The organism is Amycolatopsis sp. NPDC024027, assembly GCF_040638975.1.
Lineage (GTDB): Bacteria > Actinomycetota > Actinomycetes > Mycobacteriales > Pseudonocardiaceae > Amycolatopsis.
Genome location: NZ_JBEZYY010000001.1, coordinates 660,236 through 679,478, shown reverse-complemented (window position 1 = coordinate 679,478; position 19,243 = coordinate 660,236). Strand labels below are relative to the sequence as shown.

21 protein-coding genes and 2 riboswitches are annotated in these 19,243 nt (G+C 71.5%); of the genes, 11 read left to right on the top strand and 10 right to left on the bottom strand.

The features are described from left to right. Window positions 1-581 precede the first annotated feature (581 nt). Entirely contained in the window at window positions 582-1,397 is an 816-nt protein-coding gene (locus AB0F52_RS03310; protein WP_360164033.1) for an SGNH/GDSL hydrolase family protein, read from the bottom strand. Between the two features lie 266 nt (window positions 1,398-1,663). Between AB0F52_RS03310 and AB0F52_RS03305 the strand changes: the two genes are divergently transcribed. After that, on the top strand, window positions 1,664-2,323 hold the full coding sequence (locus tag AB0F52_RS03305; protein ID WP_360164031.1) for a DUF3159 domain-containing protein: 660 nt from the start codon (window positions 1,664-1,666) through the stop codon (window positions 2,321-2,323). 101 nt (window positions 2,324-2,424) lie between these two features. Here AB0F52_RS03305 and AB0F52_RS03300 read toward each other — a convergent pair whose 3' ends face one another. Next, window positions 2,425-3,390 (bottom strand): BadF/BadG/BcrA/BcrD ATPase family protein, encoded by a 966-nt coding sequence (locus AB0F52_RS03300; protein WP_360164029.1) that lies wholly within the window; start codon window positions 3,388-3,390, stop codon window positions 2,425-2,427. Beyond that, window positions 3,387-4,433 carry an SIS domain-containing protein gene (locus AB0F52_RS03295; protein WP_360164027.1) on the bottom strand — a complete coding sequence of 349 codons (1,047 nt, stop codon included), beginning with the start codon at window positions 4,431-4,433 and terminating at the stop codon, window positions 3,387-3,389. Before AB0F52_RS03295 ends, AB0F52_RS03300 begins: the two co-directional genes overlap by 4 nt. Before the next feature lie 148 nt (window positions 4,434-4,581). Here AB0F52_RS03295 and AB0F52_RS03290 point away from each other — a divergent pair, with 148 nt between their 5' ends. Both AB0F52_RS03290 and AB0F52_RS03285 read left to right on the top strand, forming a co-directional pair. After that, window positions 4,582-5,337 carry a GntR family transcriptional regulator gene (locus AB0F52_RS03290; RefSeq protein WP_086846871.1) on the top strand — a complete coding sequence of 252 codons (756 nt, stop codon included), beginning with the start codon at window positions 4,582-4,584 and terminating at the stop codon, window positions 5,335-5,337. Window positions 5,338-5,381: 44 nt separating this feature from the next. Further along, window positions 5,382-6,905, top strand: coding sequence for an MFS transporter (locus tag AB0F52_RS03285; protein ID WP_360164025.1), 1,524 nt, complete (start codon window positions 5,382-5,384; stop codon window positions 6,903-6,905). Here the strand turns inward: AB0F52_RS03285 and AB0F52_RS03280 are convergent. Further along, window positions 6,902-7,852 carry a threonine/serine dehydratase gene (locus AB0F52_RS03280; protein ID WP_360164023.1) on the bottom strand — a complete coding sequence of 317 codons (951 nt, stop codon included), beginning with the start codon at window positions 7,850-7,852 and terminating at the stop codon, window positions 6,902-6,904. The two genes, AB0F52_RS03285 and AB0F52_RS03280, sit on opposite strands and share 4 nt — an antisense overlap. Window positions 7,853-7,999: 147 nt before the next feature. On the opposite strand from AB0F52_RS03280, the gene AB0F52_RS03275 reads away from it, so the two are divergent. After that, window positions 8,000-8,749 (top strand): hypothetical protein, encoded by a 750-nt coding sequence (locus AB0F52_RS03275; protein WP_360164021.1) that lies wholly within the window; start codon window positions 8,000-8,002, stop codon window positions 8,747-8,749. A gap of 77 nt (window positions 8,750-8,826) precedes the next feature. On the opposite strand, the gene thiE is transcribed toward AB0F52_RS03275, so the two are convergent. After that, window positions 8,827-9,486: a thiamine phosphate synthase gene (gene thiE / locus AB0F52_RS03270; RefSeq protein ID WP_360164019.1), complete on the bottom strand. Its 660-nt coding sequence runs from the start codon at window positions 9,484-9,486 to the stop codon at window positions 8,827-8,829. A 31-nt stretch (window positions 9,487-9,517) separates the two neighbouring features. Further along, window positions 9,518-9,623, top strand: a riboswitch (TPP riboswitch). Here thiE and thiO point away from each other — a divergent pair. The 5 genes from thiO to AB0F52_RS03245 all read left to right on the top strand — a co-directional run bounded on the left by thiO (window position 9,617) and on the right by AB0F52_RS03245 (window position 12,457). Next, window positions 9,617-10,690, top strand: coding sequence for a glycine oxidase ThiO (thiO, locus tag AB0F52_RS03265; protein WP_360164017.1), 1,074 nt, complete (start codon window positions 9,617-9,619; stop codon window positions 10,688-10,690). Its footprint overlaps the riboswitch before it by 7 nt. Further along, window positions 10,690-10,890 carry a sulfur carrier protein ThiS gene (gene thiS, locus AB0F52_RS03260; protein ID WP_360164015.1) on the top strand — a complete coding sequence of 67 codons (201 nt, stop codon included), beginning with the start codon at window positions 10,690-10,692 and terminating at the stop codon, window positions 10,888-10,890. Before thiO ends, thiS begins: the two co-directional genes overlap by 1 nt. A gap of 1 nt (window position 10,891) precedes the next feature. Next, the gene (locus AB0F52_RS03255; RefSeq protein ID WP_360164013.1) at window positions 10,892-11,650 is read left to right on the top strand and encodes a thiazole synthase; all 759 of its coding nucleotides are present in this window, start codon (window positions 10,892-10,894) and stop codon (window positions 11,648-11,650) included. A gap of 161 nt (window positions 11,651-11,811) precedes the next feature. Next, window positions 11,812-12,240, top strand: coding sequence for a MarR family transcriptional regulator (locus tag AB0F52_RS03250; RefSeq protein ID WP_103336361.1), 429 nt, complete (start codon window positions 11,812-11,814; stop codon window positions 12,238-12,240). A 91-nt stretch (window positions 12,241-12,331) separates the two neighbouring features. Continuing rightward, window positions 12,332-12,457, top strand: a complete 126-nt coding sequence (locus tag AB0F52_RS03245) for a hypothetical protein (protein WP_360164011.1) — start codon at window positions 12,332-12,334, stop codon at window positions 12,455-12,457. Here the strand turns inward: AB0F52_RS03245 and AB0F52_RS03240 are convergent. Together AB0F52_RS03240 and thiD (AB0F52_RS03235) are read right to left on the bottom strand one after the other, a co-directional pair. Continuing rightward, a complete protein-coding gene (locus AB0F52_RS03240) occupies window positions 12,426-13,271 on the bottom strand; it encodes an ion transporter (RefSeq protein WP_360164009.1) in 846 nt (281 codons plus the stop codon). The two genes, AB0F52_RS03245 and AB0F52_RS03240, sit on opposite strands and share 32 nt — an antisense overlap. A 59-nt stretch (window positions 13,272-13,330) precedes the next feature. Further along, window positions 13,331-14,158, bottom strand: coding sequence for a bifunctional hydroxymethylpyrimidine kinase/phosphomethylpyrimidine kinase (gene thiD / locus AB0F52_RS03235; protein WP_360164007.1), 828 nt, complete (start codon window positions 14,156-14,158; stop codon window positions 13,331-13,333). A gap of 112 nt (window positions 14,159-14,270) precedes the next feature. On the opposite strand from thiD (AB0F52_RS03235), the gene AB0F52_RS03230 reads away from it, so the two are divergent. Continuing rightward, the gene (locus AB0F52_RS03230) at window positions 14,271-15,281 is read left to right on the top strand and encodes a phosphatidylinositol-specific phospholipase C domain-containing protein (RefSeq protein WP_360164005.1); all 1,011 of its coding nucleotides are present in this window, start codon (window positions 14,271-14,273) and stop codon (window positions 15,279-15,281) included. Here the strand turns inward: AB0F52_RS03230 and AB0F52_RS03225 are convergent. Then, window positions 15,278-16,201 carry an NADP-dependent oxidoreductase gene (locus AB0F52_RS03225; RefSeq protein WP_360164003.1) on the bottom strand — a complete coding sequence of 308 codons (924 nt, stop codon included), beginning with the start codon at window positions 16,199-16,201 and terminating at the stop codon, window positions 15,278-15,280. The genes AB0F52_RS03230 and AB0F52_RS03225 overlap by 4 nt on opposite strands. 92 nt (window positions 16,202-16,293) lie before the next feature. On the opposite strand from AB0F52_RS03225, the gene AB0F52_RS03220 reads away from it, so the two are divergent. After that, window positions 16,294-16,689: a helix-turn-helix domain-containing protein gene (locus tag AB0F52_RS03220; RefSeq protein ID WP_360164001.1), complete on the top strand. Its 396-nt coding sequence runs from the start codon at window positions 16,294-16,296 to the stop codon at window positions 16,687-16,689. Here the strand turns inward: AB0F52_RS03220 and thiD (AB0F52_RS03215) are convergent. Together thiD (AB0F52_RS03215) and thiC are read right to left on the bottom strand one after the other, a co-directional pair. Further along, window positions 16,686-17,486 carry a bifunctional hydroxymethylpyrimidine kinase/phosphomethylpyrimidine kinase gene (gene thiD, locus AB0F52_RS03215; protein ID WP_360163999.1) on the bottom strand — a complete coding sequence of 267 codons (801 nt, stop codon included), beginning with the start codon at window positions 17,484-17,486 and terminating at the stop codon, window positions 16,686-16,688. The genes AB0F52_RS03220 and thiD (AB0F52_RS03215) overlap by 4 nt on opposite strands. Continuing rightward, on the bottom strand, window positions 17,483-19,120 hold the full coding sequence (gene thiC, locus AB0F52_RS03210; RefSeq protein WP_360163997.1) for a phosphomethylpyrimidine synthase ThiC: 1,638 nt from the start codon (window positions 19,118-19,120) through the stop codon (window positions 17,483-17,485). Before thiC ends, thiD (AB0F52_RS03215) begins: the two co-directional genes overlap by 4 nt. After that, window positions 19,114-19,236: riboswitch (TPP riboswitch) on the bottom strand. It overlaps the preceding gene by 7 nt. Window positions 19,237-19,243 lie beyond the last annotated feature (7 nt).

The window sequence follows — 19,243 nt, the reverse complement described above, 5'->3', positions numbered from 1 at the left end:
GCCGGGAGCCGGGAGCCGGGAGCCGGGAGCCGGGAGCCGGGAGCCGGGAGCCGGGAGCCGGGAGCCGGGAGCCGGGAGCCGGGAGCCGGGAGCCGGGAGCCGGCGACTTCGCCGAGCCCCGCAAGCCCACCGTGGGCGATCAAGCGCACTGAGCATGGCCGCCAAGCCCGATCAGCCACCGTGGGCAGCCTCGATATCCGGCGGCTGCCGATTCGGCGACTTTGCCGAGCCCCGCAAGCCCACCGTGGGCGATCAAGCGCACTGAGCATGGCCGCCAGGCCCGATCAGCCACCGTGGGCAGCCTCGATATCCGGCGGCTGCCGATTCGGCGACTTTGCCGGGCCGCGTAGGCCCGCCGCAGGGCGATCAAGCGCACCAAGCGTGGCTGCCAGGCCCGATCAGCCACCGTGGGCAGCCTCGATATCCGGCCGCCGCGATCCGGCCGCTTCGCCGAGCTCGCAAGCCCGCCGCAGGGAACCAAGCGCGCCACCCCGATCAGTCCGCCGTGGCCACCCCTCGAACCCGGCCACTCAGGCGCCGCGGCCAGCGGTGATCAACACATCCCTAAACCCGCCAAACCCTCAACTGGCCTGCTGGTGCGGAGCGCTGTCCGGCACCTCGAGCACGTCCAACGGCACCAGCGGCGCCAGTTGAGGCCGCTTCGGCGACAACCCGTCACCCATCGACTCGCCGCGCAGCTGCCGCCGGATCCAGGGCAGCAGGTGCACCTTCGTCCACGTCAGGTCCGATCGCCGGGAGTCGATCCAGCGGTTCGGGGCCTCCTCCAGGGGCCACGGCTCGCGCCAGTCGCTCTCCAGCGGGATGCCCAGGACCTCCGCCGCCTTCATCGCGATGCGGCGGTGGGCCTCCGGGGAAAAGTGCAGGCGGTCGTCGCTCCAGGCGCGGCGGTCGTGCAGGGGGGCCATCGTCCACAGGTCGACCATGCGGGCTCCGTGGCGCTCCGCGATCGCCCACAGGTTCGTGTTGTAGATCGCCACCTTGCCGCGCAGCACCGACATCACCGACAGGACCTTTGTGTCCGGGCCGTTGAACATCAGCACCGGGATGCCCGCCTCGCGCAGCTTCGCGACGCCCTCCTCCAGGCGCTCGGTGACCGCGTCGACGTCCGCACCCGGGACGATGATGTCGTTGCCGCCGGCACAGAGCGTGACCAGGTCGGGCTTCAGCTCCAGGGCGATCGGGAGCTGCTCGTCCAGGATCTCGTCGAGCATCTTGCCCCGCAGCGCCAGGTTGGCGTAGCGGAAGTCGCTGCGGCCGGCCGCCAGGACCTCCGCGAGCCGATCGGCCCACCCCCGGAAGGAGCCGTCCGGCAGGCCGTCGTTGAGGCCCTCGGTGAAGCTGTCACCGAGGGCTACGTAGCTGTCGAATCCGTACACGTGGGTCCCCTTCCCATCCTGCGACCGACACACCCCGACATGTAGTTGTACACCTCAACTAACCATCGGCCGCAAACCCGCTCACCCCCGGGCGTTCAGCCTGCGGTAACAGTGTCTTATCTTGTCGGCCTTCTGCGCCTCTCTATTACGCAGTCTTCACCTTCGGCATGCCGTGAAACCGCACACTCGGAGGCAAACCCGGCACCCGATGTGGCGAAAATCTCCCTGCCCGGGGCGTCCCGGACGCGATCCGGCAGGCTGGACACGTGTCCGGAGAACCCCGCGAATCGCTCACGCAGATCCTCGGTGGCCGCCGGGGCGCGCTCGACGCCAGCATCCCGCCCGTCGGCTTCGTCGCCGGCTGGCTCGCCGCCGGGCAGTCCGTCGCCTGGGGTGCCGGTGCCGCCGTCGTGGTCGCCGTCGCGGTCGGGGTCTACCGGCTCGCCCGTGGCGGCAAGGTGCGCGCACTGGTCGTCAGCCTGGCCGCCGTCGTCGCCGCCGCGCTGATCGCCCTGCACACCGGCCGGGCCCAGGACTTCTTCCTGCTGCAGCTGATGTCCAATGTGGCCAGCGCTCTGCTGTGGGCGGCCAGCATCGTCGTGCGGTGGCCGCTGCTCGGCGTGGTCGTCGGCCTGCTGCTGGGCCAGAAGACGCGCTGGCGCCGCGACGCCGTGCTGCTCAAGGCCTACTCGCGGGCCAGCTGGGTGTGGGTGCTCCAGTACACGCTGCGCGTGGTCGTCTACGGCCTGCTGTGGTCGGCCGGCCAGGTGCTCGCGCTCGGCGTGGCCCGCACGGTGCTGTCGTGGCCGCTCGTCGCGCTCACCGTCGCGGTCAGTGGCTGGGTGCTCTACCGGGCGTTGCCGCCGGAGCATCCCGGCCTGCGCCTGGTGCCGGAAACCCGCTCGGACGACGTACCCGGGGCATAAGGCGGCCCCCGGCGAGGGGGGAGGGTCCGGGGGCCACTGCCTACGGTACCCGGACTACCCGGGTTCAGTCGACGTTTTCGCGTCTTTGCGCCGCGTTTTGCTCAATATCGTTCCGGCCGGGGCCGCGGCGCGCCCTCGCCGAACGCCTCCACGGCAGCCAGCCACGCCGCCCCGAGCACCCCATCGGAGCTGGTCAGCACCTCGAGGCCGGTCAACCGGCGGCGGACGAGCTCGCCGACCGGGCTGGCCCCGGTGAGCACCGAGCCGACGAGCACGATGGGAGTCGACTCGCCGGGCTCGCGCGCCGCGAGGGCGTTCTCGGCCAGGAACCCGGCCGCGCGGGCGACGATCTCCCGGGCCGCGGGCTCGCCCGCGTCGTGCGCCGCGCTCACCAACGGGGCGAACCGGGCGAGCCGGACGGGCGCCTCCGCGTTGGCCGCGGTGATCAACGCCCGGGACGCGGCCAGCCGCGCGGCGTCGTCGCGGACGTCCAAACCGGACGGTCCGAGCGCGGCGGTGAGCACCGCCGAGGGCAGCCCGTCGAGCGGCCGCCCGCGCCCGAGTGCCTCCAAAGTGGAGCGGACGGCTTCGCGGCCGAGCCAGAACGCCGACCCTTCGTCGCCGAGCAGCCAGCCGTAGCCGCCGGTCGTGCCGGCCAGCCGGCGCTTCCGGATCCGGCCCACGATCGAGCCGGTGCCGGCGACGACGACCGTCCCGTCCGGGGCCGGCGTCGCCGACGCGTACGCCACTTCGGCGTCGGCGACCGTCCGGACGGCACACGTGAGACCGATTCGCGTCCACGCCGCGTCGAAGACCGCCGCCACGCCCTGGTCGCTCAGCTTGCTGACCCCGGCCATGCCGACGACGCACGCCCGCACCGCCCCGGGGTCGTGGGCGCCGAGCGCCGCGGTGATCGCGCCGGCGATCCGGCCCGCGGCGACCTCGGGCGCGTGCGCATTCGGGTTGGCCCCTTCACCGCGCCCGGTGCCCAGCACCGCGCCGGTGGCGTCGACCAGGGCCGCCCTGGTCGACGTGCCGCCGGCGTCGACGCCCACCGCGAAGCTCACCGGGTCTTGGTCACCTTCAGCAGGCCGCGCGGGCTGTCCGGGTCGCCGCCGCGGGCCAGCGACAGGCCGAGCGCGATCCGCTGGATCGGCAGGATCTCCAGGATCGGCGCCAGCTCCTCGACCGTGGGGGCGACGTCGATGCGCAGCGCCGCGGGCACCTCGGCGGCGGCCGAACCGACCGCGAGGACGTCCGCACCGCGCTTGCTGACGGCCTTGAGGACCTCGTGCATCGCGCGGCCGCCGTGCCCGGCGCTGGTCACCGCGAGCACGGCGGTCTCGCCGTCGACCGCCGCGACCGGGCCGTGCAGCAGGTCCGCGCCGCTGTACGCGCGGGCGGCGAGGTAGCTGGTCTCGGCGAGCTTGAGCGAACCCTCGAGCGCGCTCGCGTAGGAGTAGCCGCGGCCGGTGGTGAGGACCCGGTCGACGAAGCGGTACCGGTCGACCGCGCGCTGCACGCCCTCCTCGGCGCCGTCGAGGGTCTGCTGCGCCAGCTCGCCGATCTTCTCAGCGTCGGCCGCCTTGCCGCCGCGCACCGCGTCGATCAGCAGGTACAGCGCCATCAGCGTCGCGGAGTACGTCTTGGTGGCCGCGACGGCCTTCTCGACGCCCGCGCCGATGTCGACGCCGAGCTCGGACGCCGCCCGCAGCGGCGAGTCCGGCGTGTTGGTGACCGACACCGTCAGCGCGCCCTGGCGGCGCGCCGTTTCGGTGACCTCGATCAGGTCGGGCGAGCCGCCGCTCTGGCTGACCGTGACGAACAGCACGTCCCGCAAATCGGGCCGCGCGCCGTACAGCGTCGCCGTCGAGGGGGAAACCAGACCGGCCGGAAGGCCGAGCAGTACCTCGATCAGGTACTTCGCGTACAACGCTGCGTGGTCGCTCGATCCACGCGCGGCGAGCAAAGCGAACCGCGGAGGCCTCTGTGAGATCTTTTCCGCCACTTCGGCGATTTCCGCCTGACGCGCCACCAGTCCGGCCAGGACGTCCGGCTGCTGGGCGATCTCCGCGGCCATGTGCACGCCGGGCCGTTGTTCGGTCATCATTTTCCTCTCCACCTCCGGCATTATGTACCGGACTCAGGCGGCGTCGGTCAGGTCTAGACCAATGTTATAGGGGCGGCGCGTTTGGGGAAAAGGGTACGTTTCTTACGGGGACGTGGCGTGCGATGAGGGAAGACATAGGGAGCCGGGCATGTTGGAGACCACCACCACGGGCGAGGCGGGCGCCGTCGCCGGGATGCGCGGGCAGCGCGAGCCCAAATACTGGGCGCTGAAACAGCACCTCCTCGACCTCTTGGACGTGCTGCCGCCGGGGTCGCCGATCCCGACCGAACGCGCGCTCGCCGGGGAGTTCACGGTCTCCCGCACCACCGTGCGCCAGGCGCTGGCCGACCTCACCGCCGAAGGCCGCCTGCACCGTGTGCAGGGAAAAGGCACCTTCGCGGCCGAGCCGAAGCTCGCCCAGCGGCTGCAGCTGTCCTCCTACACCGAGGACATGCGCAAGCAGGGCCTGAAGCCGTCCTCGAAGCTCCTCGAGGTCGAAGAAATGCCGGTCGAGGGCGACCTCGCCAAGCTGCTCGGAATCCGGACCGGCGCGAAAATCCTTCGTCTTCGACGACTTCGACTGGCGGACTCCCAGCCGATGGCGCTGGAGACGACGCACCTTCCCCTCGGCCGTTTCCGCGGGCTGCGCAAGCACGTCTCGGCCGGCGGTTCGTTGTACGCCGTTCTACGCGAGCACTACGGCGTCGAACTCGAACGCGCGGAAGAAACGATCGAGACGTCGCTGGCGGGCCCGCAGGAAGCGGAAATGCTCGGCGCGGACGTCGGCATGCCGGTGCTGATGCTGACCCGCCACTCGTTCGCCACGGACGGCAAGCCGGTCGAGTTCGCCCGCTCGGTCTACCGCGGTGACCGCTACAAGTTCGTGACGACGCTGCTGCCGTAAGCGGCGCGGTTGACGGCGGTCCCCGGTCAAGGTGAAGTGACCGGGTGACTGCCACTGAAGACACCGGGATCCGATGGGGGACCGGCGCCGCGCGCGGTGTCCTCGCGACCACCATCCTCGGCTCCGGCATGGCGATGCTCGACGGCACGATCGTCAACGTCGCCCTGCCCCGCATCGGCGCCGAACTCAACGCCTCGGTCGCGGGGCTCCAGTGGATCCTGGACGGCTACCTGCTGGCGCTCGCCGCGCTGATCCTCGTCGCCGGTTCGCTCGGCGACCGGTACGGCCGGCGCCGCATGTACCTCGTCGGCGTCGTCTGGTTCGGCGTCGCGTCCGGCCTGTGCGCCGCCGCGACGTCCACCGAGATGCTCGTCGCGATGCGGATCCTGCAGGGCATCGGCGGTGCGCTCCTGACGCCCGGGTCGCTCGCGATCCTCCAGGCGTCCTTCGTGCACGACGCCCGCGCCCGCGCGATCGGCGCCTGGTCGGGCCTCGGCGGCATCGCGGCCGCCGCCGGGCCCCTGCTCGGCGGCTTCCTCGTGCAGGTCTGGTCGTGGCGGCTGGCGTTCCTCATCAACGTGCCGATCGCGGTCGCGGTGGTGCTCATGGCGCGGAAGTTCGTCCCCGAATCCCGTGACCCGGAAGCCACCGGGCACCCGGACTTCGGCGCTGCCGCCCTCGGTGCTCTGGGCCTGGCTGGGGTCACCGGTGCGCTGGTGGAAGCGCCCGCCCGCGGCATCGGCGACCCGATCGTGCTGGTCGCGGGCCTGCTGGGCATCGCGGGGCTGGCCTCGTTCGTCGCCGTCCAGCACCGGTCGGCGGAGCCGCTCGTGCCGCCGTCGCTGTTCCGCGACCGCACGTTCACCCTGGCCAACGCGCTGACCTTCGCCATGTACGCGGCGCTCGGCGGCGTGATGATGCTGCTGGTCATGCAGCTGCAGGTCTCGCTCGGCTACTCGCCGACCGCGTCCGGGCTGGCCGGCCTGCCGCTGACGGTGATCATGCTGTTGCTCTCGGGCCGCTCCGGCGCGCTCGCGCAGCGCATCGGCCCGCGGGCGCAGCTGGTGGTGGGCCCGATCGTCGTCGGCATCGGGATGCTGCTGATGCTGCGCATCGCGCCCGGGGCGTCCTACCTCGGCGCGGTGCTGCCCGCGGTGGTGGTGTTCGGGCTCGGCCTGGCGACGGTCGTGGCTCCGGTGACCGCGACGGTGCTCGCCGCGGCCCCGGACCGCTACGCCGGTGTCGCGTCCGGCGTCAACAACGCCATCGCGCGCTCGGGCGGCCTGCTGGCGGTGGCGGTGCTGCCCGCCGCGGCCGGGCTGACCGGCGAGGCGTACACCGACCCGGTCGCGCTGACGGCGGGCTGGCGGACGGCGCTGGTCATCTGCGCGGCACTGGCCATCGCCGGCGGCCTGATCGCGCTGGGCATCCACAACGGCGTCCTCGCGCCCCCGGCGGAGGCCAAGCCCGACGACGAGTGCCCCCACCTGGGCAAGTGCTACCACTGCGGCGTCGAGGGCCCGCCGACGCACATCCGCGGCGGCGGGACCCCGGTCGCCGGCTCCTAACCCGCGAGGATCTCCGCGAACAGTGCCGGGTCCGCGTTGCCGCCCGAGACCAGCGCGACGGTCTTCCCGGCCGGCAGCTCGTCGGCGTGGAAGAGGTACGCCGCCGTCGTCACCGCGCCGCTGGGCTCGGCCACCAGCCGGGCCTTGCGCGCGAGGACGCGGACGGCCTCCCGGATCTCGTCCTCGGTCACCGTCACCATCCGGTCGACGACTTCGAGCAAATGGGCGAAGGTCAGTTCCGACGGTTGCGAGCGCAGGCCGTCGGCGATCGTCTTGGCGCGGTCGGCCTGCGGCCAGCGGACCAGCCGGCCCTGCCGGAGGCTGTCGGCGACGTCCGCGGCCAGCGCGGGCTCGACGCCGATCACGCGCGCCCGCGGGCAGCGGGCCCTGATCGCGGTACCGACGCCGGCCGCCAGCCCGCCGCCGCTGATCGGCACCAGCACGACGTCGACGTCCGGCAGGTCCTCGGCGATCTCCAGTCCCGCCGTGCCCTGCCCGGCGATGATGGCCGCGTGATCGAACGGCGGGACGAGGGTCAGCCCGCGTTCGGCGGCCAGTTCGCGCGCTTTCCCCTCGTGTTCGCCGATCGGCACCTCGATCACCTCGGCTCCGTACGCGCGGGTGGCCTCGACCTTGATCCGCGGCGCCACGTCCGGCACGACGATCACCGCGGGCACGCCGTACCGCTGCGCCGCGTACGCGACTGCCTGCGCGTGGTTGCCGCTGGAGTACGCGATGACGCCGCGGGCGCGGGCCGCGTCGTCGAGGGCGGCGATGGCGTTGAACGCGCCGCGCACCTTGAACGCCCCGACCGGTTGCAGGCTTTCGGGTTTAAGCCACAGGGTTCCGCGGGGATCCCAGGTTTGGAGCAGCAGAGGCGTGCGTACGGCGACATCTTCGACGCGCTTCGCGGCGGCCTCGATGTCAGAGATCGTCACCAGTTCCATGTGCCGAGTATGTCAAGAAAACGTTCGATCCGGAGTGTCCATTATGGACAGATGGAGTGGTCCTCCTCACGCTGCGGCAACGAGGGGAGTGCCTCACGCGCCTTAGACGTTGGACAGGGGAGAACACGGACTACCTAGATCGGGATCATGAGCAAGGAGAACGTAGCGGCTTCGGAAGCGAAAGAAGAGAAATCGGGCCTGCGGATCGCGCAGGTCCTGGCGGCGGCGCTGGCGGCGGTGACCGCGGCGCTGCTCGGCTCGACACTGGGCGTGGCGGGCACCGTGGTCGGCGCCGGCGTGGCGAGCGTGGTGTCGACGGTCGGCAGCGAGCTGTACCTGCGCTCGCTGCAGCGCACCCGCGAGGCGGCGCTCAGGGCGCGCCAGCTGGCGACGTCGGGCATCCGGCGGCGGGGACCGGCCGAAGAGCCGTCGGACGTGCCGATCACCGACCAGCCGACGGTACAGCTGAAACCGCCGGAGGAGGAGCCGTCACGGCTGTCCGCGCGGCTGCGGAAGCTGCGCTGGCCGCTGATCATCGGCACGAGCGTGGCCGCGTTCGCGGTGGCGATCCTGTCGATCGTCGGCTTCGAGTCGGCGACGGGCACCCAGATCGGCGGCGGCACGGGCCCGAGCCTCGGCAAGATCTTCTCGGGCGGCAGCGGCCGCACGGACCAGACGCCGTCGACGACCCCGCCGACCTCGGCGAACGACACGCAGCTGTCCCCGACGGAGACGACGACAACGCCGCCTTCGACGAGTTCGACCGCCCCCGCGACGTCGTCGGAGGCCCCGACGACCACCCCGAGCACGACGACCGGCCAGCCGTCGGCCTCGGCGCCGGCAACGTCGGCGACCCCGCCGACCAGCAAGGGCGCCGCGGCGACGCCGACCCCCTAGCAGCGCCGCGAATGACTCATTCGGGACCTCGGACGTCCCGAATGAGTCATTCGCGGCATCGGCGAGTTCGGGCCAGGTCAGGGCAGGCGGGCTCGCAGTTCGCGCGCCGCGGCCTCGGGGTCCTCGGCCTCGGTGATCGCCCGGACCACGACGATCCGGGAGGCTCCAGCCTCCAGCACCGAAGGCAGCCGCTCGCCGTCGATGCCGCCGATCGCGAACCACGGCCGGTCGGGGGTCCAGGCCGCCGTCGCGCGCACCAGGTCCAGGCCCGGTGCCGGGCGGCCCGGCTTGGTCGGCGTCGGCCAGCACGGGCCGGTGCAGAAGTAGTCCACCCCCGGCTCCGCGGCCGCCGCGAGCGCCTGGTCGAGCGAGTGCGTCGAGCGGCCGATCACCACCTCGTCGCCCAGGATCCGGCGGGCCAGCGGCACCGGGATGTCGTCCTGGCCCAGGTGCAGCACGTCGGCCCCGACGGCCAGCGCCACGTCGGCCCGGTCGTTCACCGACAGCAACGCCCCGTGGCGGGCACACGCCTCCGCCAGCACCTCCAGCGCCGCGATCTCGCCGGCCGCCTCCAGCGCACCGGTTTTGTCGCGCAGCTGGATGATGTCGACGCCGCCCGCCAGGGCCGCGTCGGCGAAGGCGGCCAGGTCGCCACGGTCGGTGCGGGCGTCCGTGCACAGGTACAGGCGCGCGCCGTCGAGGCGGGCGCGGATCTTGTCACCGGAGAGGGCGGGCATAGCGGCGACCGTACCCCGCCGGTTAAGGTGGAGGTGTCCGCACGGGAGCCCGAGGCACGGGCTGAGAGGGAGCTGCCGCTCCGACCGTGGAACCTGATCCGGGTCATGCCGGCGCAGGGAGCGTGATTCCATGACGAACCTGGCAGTGGTGGGCGGCGGCGTGATCGGCCTGTCCGCCGCGTGGCGCGCCGCGCGCACCGGCCGGGAAGTGACCGTCTACGACCCCGAACCCGCCCGCGGCGGGGCGTCCTGGCTGGCCGGGGGCATGCTCGCCCCCGTCACCGAGGCGTGGCCGGGCGAGGAGGACGTCCTCCGCCTCGGCGAAGCCTCGCTGAAGCGGTGGCCCGGGTTCGCGCGTGACCTGGCGGAAGAGGGCTTCGACCCGGGGCTGGCCGGCCACGGCACGCTCGTCGTCGCCTTCGACAGCGCCGACGCCGGCTACCTGGACATCCTGGCCGGCCACCTGCACTCGCTCGGCCGCGCGGCCGAGCGGCTCACCGGGCGGGAGGTCAAGCGGCTCGAACCCGGCACCGGATCCGTCCGAAGTGGACTCCACGTGCCCGGCGACCTGGCCGTGGACAACCGGAAACTGCTCGACGCGCTGTACGCGGCCTGCGTCGGCCACCAGGTGCGGTTCGTGCGCGAGCGCGTCGAAGAACTCCCGGACGCCGAAGCCGTCGTGCTCGCCGCGGGCGCCTGGACCGGGCGGCTGCACCCGCTGCTCGCCGGCGCCGTCCGCCCGCTCAAGGGCGAAATCCTCCGGCTCAAGCCCCGCCGCGGCTGCTTGCCGCCACCCACGCACACCGTCCGCGCCGTCGTCGAAGGCCGCCCGGTCTACCTCGTCCCGCGCGGCGACCAAGAGCTGGTCCTCGGCGCCACCCAGTACGAAGCCGGGTTCGACCGGGCCGTCACCGCCCGCGGCGTGCGCGAGCTGCTCGAAGGCGCCGAACGCGTCTTCCCCGCGATCACCGAGTACGAGCTGACCGAGATCGCCGCCGGCCTGCGGGCCGGCAGCCGGGACGCGCTGCCGTACCTGGGCGCCTTGGGCGGCAGTGTTTTCGCCGCGACCGGGCACCACCGCAACGGCCTGCTGATGGCTCCGGTGACCGCGGACGCCGTGGTCGCCTGGCTCGACGGGGACGAGCCGCCGGAAGGCACCGCCGCCGCGTCCCCCGCCCGCCTGCACCAGAAGGAGCACGTGTGATGGAGATCAAGCTCAACGGCGAGTGGGCGGCGTTCCCGGACGGCGCCACCGTCGCCGACGTCCTCGACGCCACCGGCGGGCAGCGGCCCGGGATCGCCGTCGCGGTCGACGGAGTCGTCGTCCGCCGCGCCGACTGGGCGGCCACCGCCGTGCCCAAGGGGGCGGGCGTCGACGTGCTCACCGCGGTCCAGGGAGGCTGAAATGGACGAAGCACCACTGGTCATCGGCCCCTGCAAGCTGACGTCCCGGCTGATCATCGGCACCGGCGGCGCGGCCAACCTCGCCGTCCTGGAACGCGCGCTCGTCGCGTCCGGCACCGAGCTGACCACCGTCGCCATGCGCCGCGCCGACGCCGAAGGCGGCTCCGGCGTCCTCGAACTCCTGAAACGGCTCGGCATCGAGCTGCTGCCGAACACGGCGGGCTGCCGGACGGCCGCCGAGGCCGTGCTCACCGCGCAGCTCGCGCGGGAGGCACTGGAGACCGACCTGATCAAGCTCGAAGTGCACGCCGACGACCGGACGCTGCTGCCGGACCCGTTCGAGACCCTCGACGCCGCCGAGCGGCTGGCCGCCGACGGGTTCACCGTGTTCGCCTACACGAACGACGACCCGGTGCTCGCGCTGCGCCTGGAGGAAGCCGGCTGCGCCGCGGTGATGCCGCTGGGCGCGCCGATCGGCACCGGCCTCGGCATCCGGAACCCGCACAACATCGAGCTGATCGTTTCGCGCGCGGGCGTCCCGGTGATCCTGGACGCCGGGATCGGCACGGCGTCGGACGCGACGCTGGCGATGGAGCTCGGCTGCGACGCGGTCCTGCTCTCCACCGCGGTCACCCGGGCGGCCGATCCCGAGCGGATGGCCGCGGCGATGCGGGCCGCGGTCGTCGCCGGGCGGCTGGCCCGCGAGGCCGGGCGCGTGCCGCAGCGGTTCTGGGCGCAGGCGTCGAGTCCACCCCGGTGAACCACGCTGCTTTTCGGGGGTTCCGGGTGGCGGAGCCCCCGGCCCGGGGCGAAGCCCCGGTAGAACACCGCGCCTTCACGCCGAGTGTGCACGGCGTGCCCGTAAGGTGGACGGCACTTTCCGGCGCAGCCGCGGCGGGGTGAGGGCAGAAGGAGCCAGCCGTGACGAGCACATCGGTCCAGGACGTCTCGGGCAGGTTGTACCTCGCCGTGGGCAGGCTGTCCCGGTCACTGCGGCAGGCGGGTGTCCCGGGGCCGGGCCACGGCGCCCTCTCCGCGCTGGCGACGCTGGTGCACGCGGGCCAGTTGCGGCTCGGCGACCTCGCGGCCAAGGAGGGCGTGGCCGCGGCGACGATGTCGCGGATCATCGCGTCCCTGGTCGAGGCGGGGTACGTCAGCCGCGAGTCCGACCCGGTCGACCGCCGGGCCTGGCTGGCGAAGGCGACCGAAGAGGGCGAGCGGCTCGTCTCCGGCGTCCGGTCGACGCGGGTGCAGGAGCTGAACCGGCGCCTCGACCGGCTCTCGCCCGAGCATCGCGAAGCCCTGACGGCGGCGATCCCGGCGCTCGAGGCCCTGATCGCGGACGACTAGGACCCGCCTCGGGTGTGGCGCGCGGGGTGAGCGGGTACTCCGGCGGCAGGCCGGTCGACCGTCAACCGGCACACCTGGGGAGGTGGGCGTGGTGGACTCGACACTGGCCGCGATTTGGTTTCCCGACGGCCCCATGGGCGGCGTGCTCGTGGTGCTCGCTCTCGTGGCCGTGATCGGCGGGACCATCATGGGCCGCCGCGCCCGGAAGAAGCCCTGATCACGGACGGCTGAACGGCCGTCCGGCGCAGCTCGGCCAGTTCCGCGCGCAGGGCGCGGAGTTCGTCGAGGATTTCCTGGTTGGCCGCGGCCTGCGTTTCGGCCTGCTTCGCCTCTTCCTCGCGGATGTCCTGGCGCAGTTCGTCCTCCATGCCGCTGACCACGACGGCGATGAAGAGGTTCAGCACCGCGAAGCTGGACACCAGGATGTAGACGACGAAGAAGATCCAGGCCGTCGGCGCCTGTTCCATGATCGTCTTCGCGATGTCCGGCCACGCCTCGCCGGTCATCACCTGGAACAGGGTGAACAGCGACGTGCCGAGGTCGCCGAAGTCGCCGGGGTCGATGGTGCCGAACAGCTTCGTCGCCATCACGCCGGCCACGAAGATGATCAGCGCGAGCAGCGCGGCGATCGACGCCATCCCGGGGATCGCGGCGAGCAGCCCGGAAACGACCTTCCGCATCGACGGCACGACGGAGATCAGCCGCAGGACACGCAACACGCGCAGCGACCGCAGCACCGCGAACGGCCCGGTCGCCGGGATCACCGCGATGCCGACCACCAGCAGGTCGAAGACGTTCCAGTTGTCGCGGAAGAAGCCGCCGCGGTAGGCGTAGAACTTGGCCAGCAGCTCGGCGACGAAGATGCCCAGCGCGAGGTGGTCGAGGACGTGCAGGAGATCGCCGTACCCGGCCATCAGGGACGTGGACGTCTCCATGCCGAGGGTGACCGCGTTGAAGACGATCACGGCGATGATGAAGTTCTGGAAGCGGCGGCTCTCGAGGAACTTCGCCACCCGCTCACGCCCGGTCAAGGCCGCCCCCCGCTTCGGTCAAGGATCAGTAAACGCAGGGATGGTAACCGGGCGGGTACTCAGCGCTCCTCGGGTGCCAGCCGCCAGAAGGCCGAGACCGGGCCGACCTTGGCGCCCATCGGGTAGGCGTGCTCGACCGCGTGCGAGACGAACCACTTGCCGTAGCGCGCGGCCTCGACCACGGACATCCCCTTGGCCAGGCCCGCGGTGAGCGCCGACGCCATCGTGTCGCCCGCGCCGTGCGTGTGCGGCGTCGGGTACCGCCGCCCCGGCAGCTCGACGAACGTCGATCCGTCGAACAGCAGGTCCACGCACTCCGGGTCGGCCTGCAGGTGCCCGCTCTTGACCAGGACGTACCGCGGGCCCATCCGGTGCAGCACGACGGCCGCGGTGTGCATGCCCTCGCGGTCGGTCACGGTCATCCCGGTGAGCAGCCGGACCTCGTCGAGGTTCGGGGTCAGCACCGTCGCGCGCGGCAGCAGTTCGTCGCGCAGCGCCACGAGCCCGGCCTCATCGAACAGGGGCTGGCCGTGCATCGACGCCGCCACCGGGTCCACGACGAAGGGGATCTTCGCGTCCCGCCCGATTTCGGCGGTGTCGCACGCCGCGGCGACGGCGTGGATGATCTCGGCCGAGGCCAGCATGCCGGTCTTCGCCGCACCGACGCCCATGTCCGCCGCCACGGCCTCGATCTGCCCGGCCACGATGTGCGGCGGCAGGTCGGCGCGGTCGTGCACGCCCAGGGTGTTCTGCACGGTGACGGCGGTGACCGCGACCAGGCCGTGCACGCCGCAGGTCAGGAACGTGCGCAGGTCCGCCTGCAGCCCGGCGGCGCCGCCGGAGTCCGAACCGGCGATCGTCAACGCCGAAGGGGGGCTCGAGGTCATGGGTCTACCCGACTTCTGGTCTAGGCCAATCGGCCGCTTTTCCTTCATCAACAGGCCACCACGGTGGCACATTGTGTGGGCTACTCACCAGTTCACGGGCGAAGGAGCCTGGATGAAGCTCTTCTCGGTGGTCCTCCTCACTGCTGCTTTGACGCTCTCCGGAGCGACCGCCGCCAGCGCGGACAGTCCGAAGCTCTCCCACGTCACCACGGTCGGCGTGCACAACACGTACGACCCGGCGGCCTACGACTACCTCGCCCGGGCCCTCGACGCCGGGTCGTCGCTGATCGAGCTCGACGTCTGGCCGGACTTCTTCACCCACGAATGGAAGGTCAGCCACTCGAACCCGCTGGGGAACCAGAACAACTGCGTCGCCGCGACTTCGGCGTCGCAGCTGTACTCCGGCGGGAAGAACAAGAACCTCGAGTACTGCCTCGACGACATCCGGATCTGGCTGGCCGCCCACCCCGGGCACACGCCGATCACGCTCAAGCTGGAGATGAAGACCGGCTTCTCGGACAACACCGGCATGGGGCCGGACGAACTGGACGCCACCTTCCGCTCGCACCTCGGCAGCGTCGCGTTCCGCCCGGCCGAGCTGCTCGGGAACTACGCGACGCTCGACGACGCGGCCAAAGCGGACAACTGGCCGTCCGTGGACGCGTTGCGGGGCCGGGTGATCACCGAGGTCATCCCGGGCACGGTCGAGGAGGGCAACCCGACCGACACGCTGAAGACCGACGTCGAGTACGCGCGCTACCTGATCGGCTTGAAGAACGCCGGCAAGCTCGGCGACGCGAACATCTTCCCGACCGTGCACGGCGCGGGCGGCGGTGACCCGCGGGACAAGTACACCGCCGACCTCAAGCCGTGGTTCGTGGTCTTCGACGGCGACGCGAACGCGTGGGTGACCCAGACCGGGCCCTGGTGGTACGACGCCAACCACTACTACGTCGTGATGACCGACGCGCAGAACGTCGCGCCGGCCATCGACGGCCACAACCCGACGGTCGACCAGGCCAACCAGCGCGTCGCCGACCTGGCGAAGCAGCACGCGTCGGTGGTCACCGCGGACTGGACCGGGCTCACGACGGTGCTGCCCCAGGTGCTCGCGCGGGGTTAGACGGTCAGCACGAGCTTGCCGGACACCCGGCCCGACTCACCCAGCTCGTGCGCCTTGGCGGCGTCCTCCAGCGGGAAGGTCTGGTCGACGCGGACCTTCAGCTGACCGGCTTCGATCAGTTCGACGAGGCCGGTCAGCCCGCCGCGGTCGGGTTCGACGAGGAGCCGTCTCGTGTGCACATTCCTGGTTTCGGCGGCTTTTTCGACCCGGTCGGCAACCCCGCTGGGCACGCCGATCAGCAGGCCGCCTTCCTTGATGGCGGGGAGCCAGCGGAGGTCGCTGTCCTCGCCGACGAGTCCGAAGTAGACGTCCACATCGGACGTGGTGGCCGCGGTGTCGTGGTAGTCGATCGGCTCGTCGACGCCGAGTTCGCGCAGGAAGCCGTGCTTGCCCGCGCTGGCCGTGCCGATGACGTGCGCACCACGGGCCTTGGCGATCTGCACGGCGAGGTGGCCGACTCCGCCCGCCGCGGCGTCGACGAACACCCGCTGCCCTGGCCGGACGTCGGCGACGTCGACCAAGCCCTGCCAGGCGGTCAGCCCGGCGAGGGGAAGGGCGGCGGCCTCGGCGAACGACAGCCCGGCGGGCTTGCGCACGAAGTGCCGCGAGGGCGCGGTGACGTACTCGGCGTAGGCGTTGGCCGGACGCGGGAACCACGGCATACCGAGGACTTCGTCGCCCTCCTGGACCCCGGTCGCGCCGAAGCCGGCCTCCTCGACGACCCCGGCGACGTCCCAGCCGACGGTGAACGGCGGTTCGCCGAGGAACCCGCCGCCGCGCCGTACTTTCCAGTCGACCGGGTTGACCGCGGCTGCGTGTACTCGCACCAGGACCTCCGTCGGCCCGGGTTCGGGGCGCGGTGCCTCGGTGACGCGGAGCACCTCCGGCCCGCCGAGGGTCTCTTGGGTCACGATGCGCATCGGTTCTCTCCTTGGATCTCGGGGTCGCCCTCCATCTTCGGATCGTTCGTCACTTTTCGCCAGAAGGCACTTTCCGGTAAACTAGGTACCTGATGGATACCACCTGCGACCAGGGCGGACCCTGGGATGTGTACTTGCGGAACTGCCCGTGCCGCGACGTGCTGGACCTGCTGGCCAACAAGTGGACGGCGCTGGTCCTGGGCGCACTGGCCCGCGGCCCGCACCGCTTCGGCGAGCTGCGCCGCGCGGTCGACGGCATCAGCCAGAAGATGCTGACCCAGAACCTCCGCCACCTGGAGCGCGACGGCTTCGTGACCCGCACGGTGTACCCGACCACCCCGCCGACGGTGGAGTACGCGCTGACGGAGATGGGCGCCGAGGTGGGCGCGCACCTGATCGCGTTGAGCACGTGGAGCCAGGCGAACTTCGGCCGCATCCGCTCGGCCCGCGAGGAGTACGACGGCCGCGAACTCCAGCCGGTCCGCTAGTTCTTGTCCAGCACCCAGAACGGCGAGACCGGCCCCACCCCCGCACCCAGCGGGTAGGCCTCCGCCACACACCGCTCGATGAACTTCTTCCCCGCCGCCACGGCGTCCGGCACCGAAGCGCCCTTCGCCAGCGACGCCGTGATCGCCGACGCCAACGTGTCCCCGCCGCCGTGGGTGTTCTCCGTCTCGTACCGGGGGCCGCTCAATTCGATGAACTCGCGGCCGTCCGAGAGCAGGTCCACGCAGTCGGCCGTCCCCCGCATGTGGCCGCCCTTCACCAGGACCCACCGCGAACCGAACTCCAGCAAAGCTTCGGCGGCCGAACGCTGCGAAGCCGGGTCCACGACCGAAACGCCCGTCAGCAACCGGACTTCGTCGAGGTTCGGCGTGATCAGCGTCGCGCGCGGGAACAGCTCCGTGCGGATCGCCTCCAGGGCGTCCTCGCGCAGCAGCGGGTCACCCGTCATCGAGGCCGCGACCGGGTCGACCACGAACGGGCCGACCTCGACCTCGTCCAGGGTCTTCGCCACCGAACGGATGATCTCGGCCGTCGCCAGCATGCCCGTCTTCGCGGCGTTGACGCCCATGTCCGACGCCACCGCCTTGATCTGCGCGGTGACGACGTCGGCCGGGATCTCCGTGAAACCCTGCACGCCCAGCGAGTTCTGCACGGTGACCGCCGTCAGCGCGACCAGCCCGTGCACCCCGTGCGCGAAGAAGGTCCGCAGGTCGGCCTGGATGCCCGCACCACCGCCGGAGTCCGATCCGGCGATGGTGAGGGCGGTCCTCGGTGTCACGGCTGCACCACCGGCAAATAGACCTGGCCGCCGGACTCGGTGAACTCCGCCGACTTCGAAGCCATGCCGGCTTCGATTGCCTCCACAGTGGACAGTCCGTGCTCTTCGGCGTACTTGCGGACGTCCTGCGTGATCCGCATCGAGCAGAACTTCGGTCCGCACATCGAGCAGAAGTGCGCGGTCTTGGCCGGCTCGGCGGGCAGCGTCTCGTCGTGGAACGAGCGCGCGGTGTCCGGGTCGAGCGACAGGTTGAACTGGTCGTTCCAGCGGAACTCGAACCGCGCCTTCGACAGCTCGTCGTCCCACTCCTGCGCGTACTTGTGCCCCTTGGCCAGGTCCGCGGCGTGCGCGGCGATCTTGTACGTGATCACGCCGGTCTTGACGTCGTCGCGGTTGGGCAGGCCGAGGTGCTCCTTCGGCGTCACGTAACACAGCATCGCCGTGCCGTACCAGCCGATCTGCGCCGCGCCGATGGCCGACGTGATGTGGTCGTACGCCGGCGCGATGTCCGTCGCGAGTGGACCGAGGGTGTAGAACGGCGCCTCGCCGCAGAGCTTTTCCTCGAGCTCCACGTTCTCCTTGATCTTGTGCATCGGCACGTGGCCGGGGCCCTCGATCATCACCTGGACGTCGTGCGAGCGCGCGATGTGCGTCAGCTCACCGAGGGTTTCCAGCTCGGCGAACTGGGCACGGTCGTTGGCGTCCGCGATCGAGCCCGGGCGCAGGCCGTCGCCGAGGGAGAACGTGACGTCGTACTGCCGGAGGATCTCGCAGAGTTCCTCGAAGTGCGTGTACAAAAAGGACTCCCGGTGGTGCGCGAGGCACCACGCGGCCATGATCGACCCGCCGCGGCTGACGATGCCGGTGACGCGCCGCGCGGTCAGCGGGATGTAGCGCAGCAGCACGCCGGCGTGCACGGTGACGTAGTCGACACCCTGTTCGCACTGCTCGATGATGGTGTCGCGGTACACCTCCCACGACAGCTTTTCCGGTTCGCCGTCGACCTTTTCCAGCGCCTGGTAGATCGGCACGGTGCCGACCGGCACCGGCGAGTTGCGGATGATCCACTCCCGCGTCTCGTGGATCCGCTTGCCGGTGGACAGGTCCATGATCGTGTCGGCACCCCAGCGGGTGGCCCACACCATCTTGTCGACCTCTTCCTCAACCGACGACCAGACGGCCGAGTTACCCATGTTGGCGTTGATCTTCACCAGGAAGTTCTTGCCGATGATCATCGGCTCGGTCTCGGGGTGCTTGCGGTTGGCCGGGATCACGGCGCGGCCGCGGGCGACCTCGTCGCGCACGAATTCGGGCGAAACCCGTTCGCGTGCGGCGATGTACTCCATTTCGCGGGTGATGACGCCCTGTTTGGCCCAGCCGAGCTGGGTGTTGTGCTCGCGCCCGTCGGCCCACCCGGCCCGCAGCCGGTGAAGTCCACTGTGGACGTCGATCTCGACGTCCGGATCCGTGTACGGGCCGGAGGTGTCGTAGACGTCGAACTGTTCACCGTTGGAGAGATCGATCCGCCGCACGGGGACGCGGAGCCCGGATTCGGTCTGGTTGTACGCCTTGTGCGAACCGGTGATCGGCCCGGTGGTCACGCTTACGGCAGCACTGTTTTGCAGCGTCGTCAACGACTTTCACTCCCTACGCCGGCATTACCCGGTCAGGTTCATGCGGTCGGTGACGCCTGCGAAATCGCAAGTCACCCTCTCAGCCCGCCATGGCGCGAGCTCCCGCGTTGCTGTTGTGCCCCG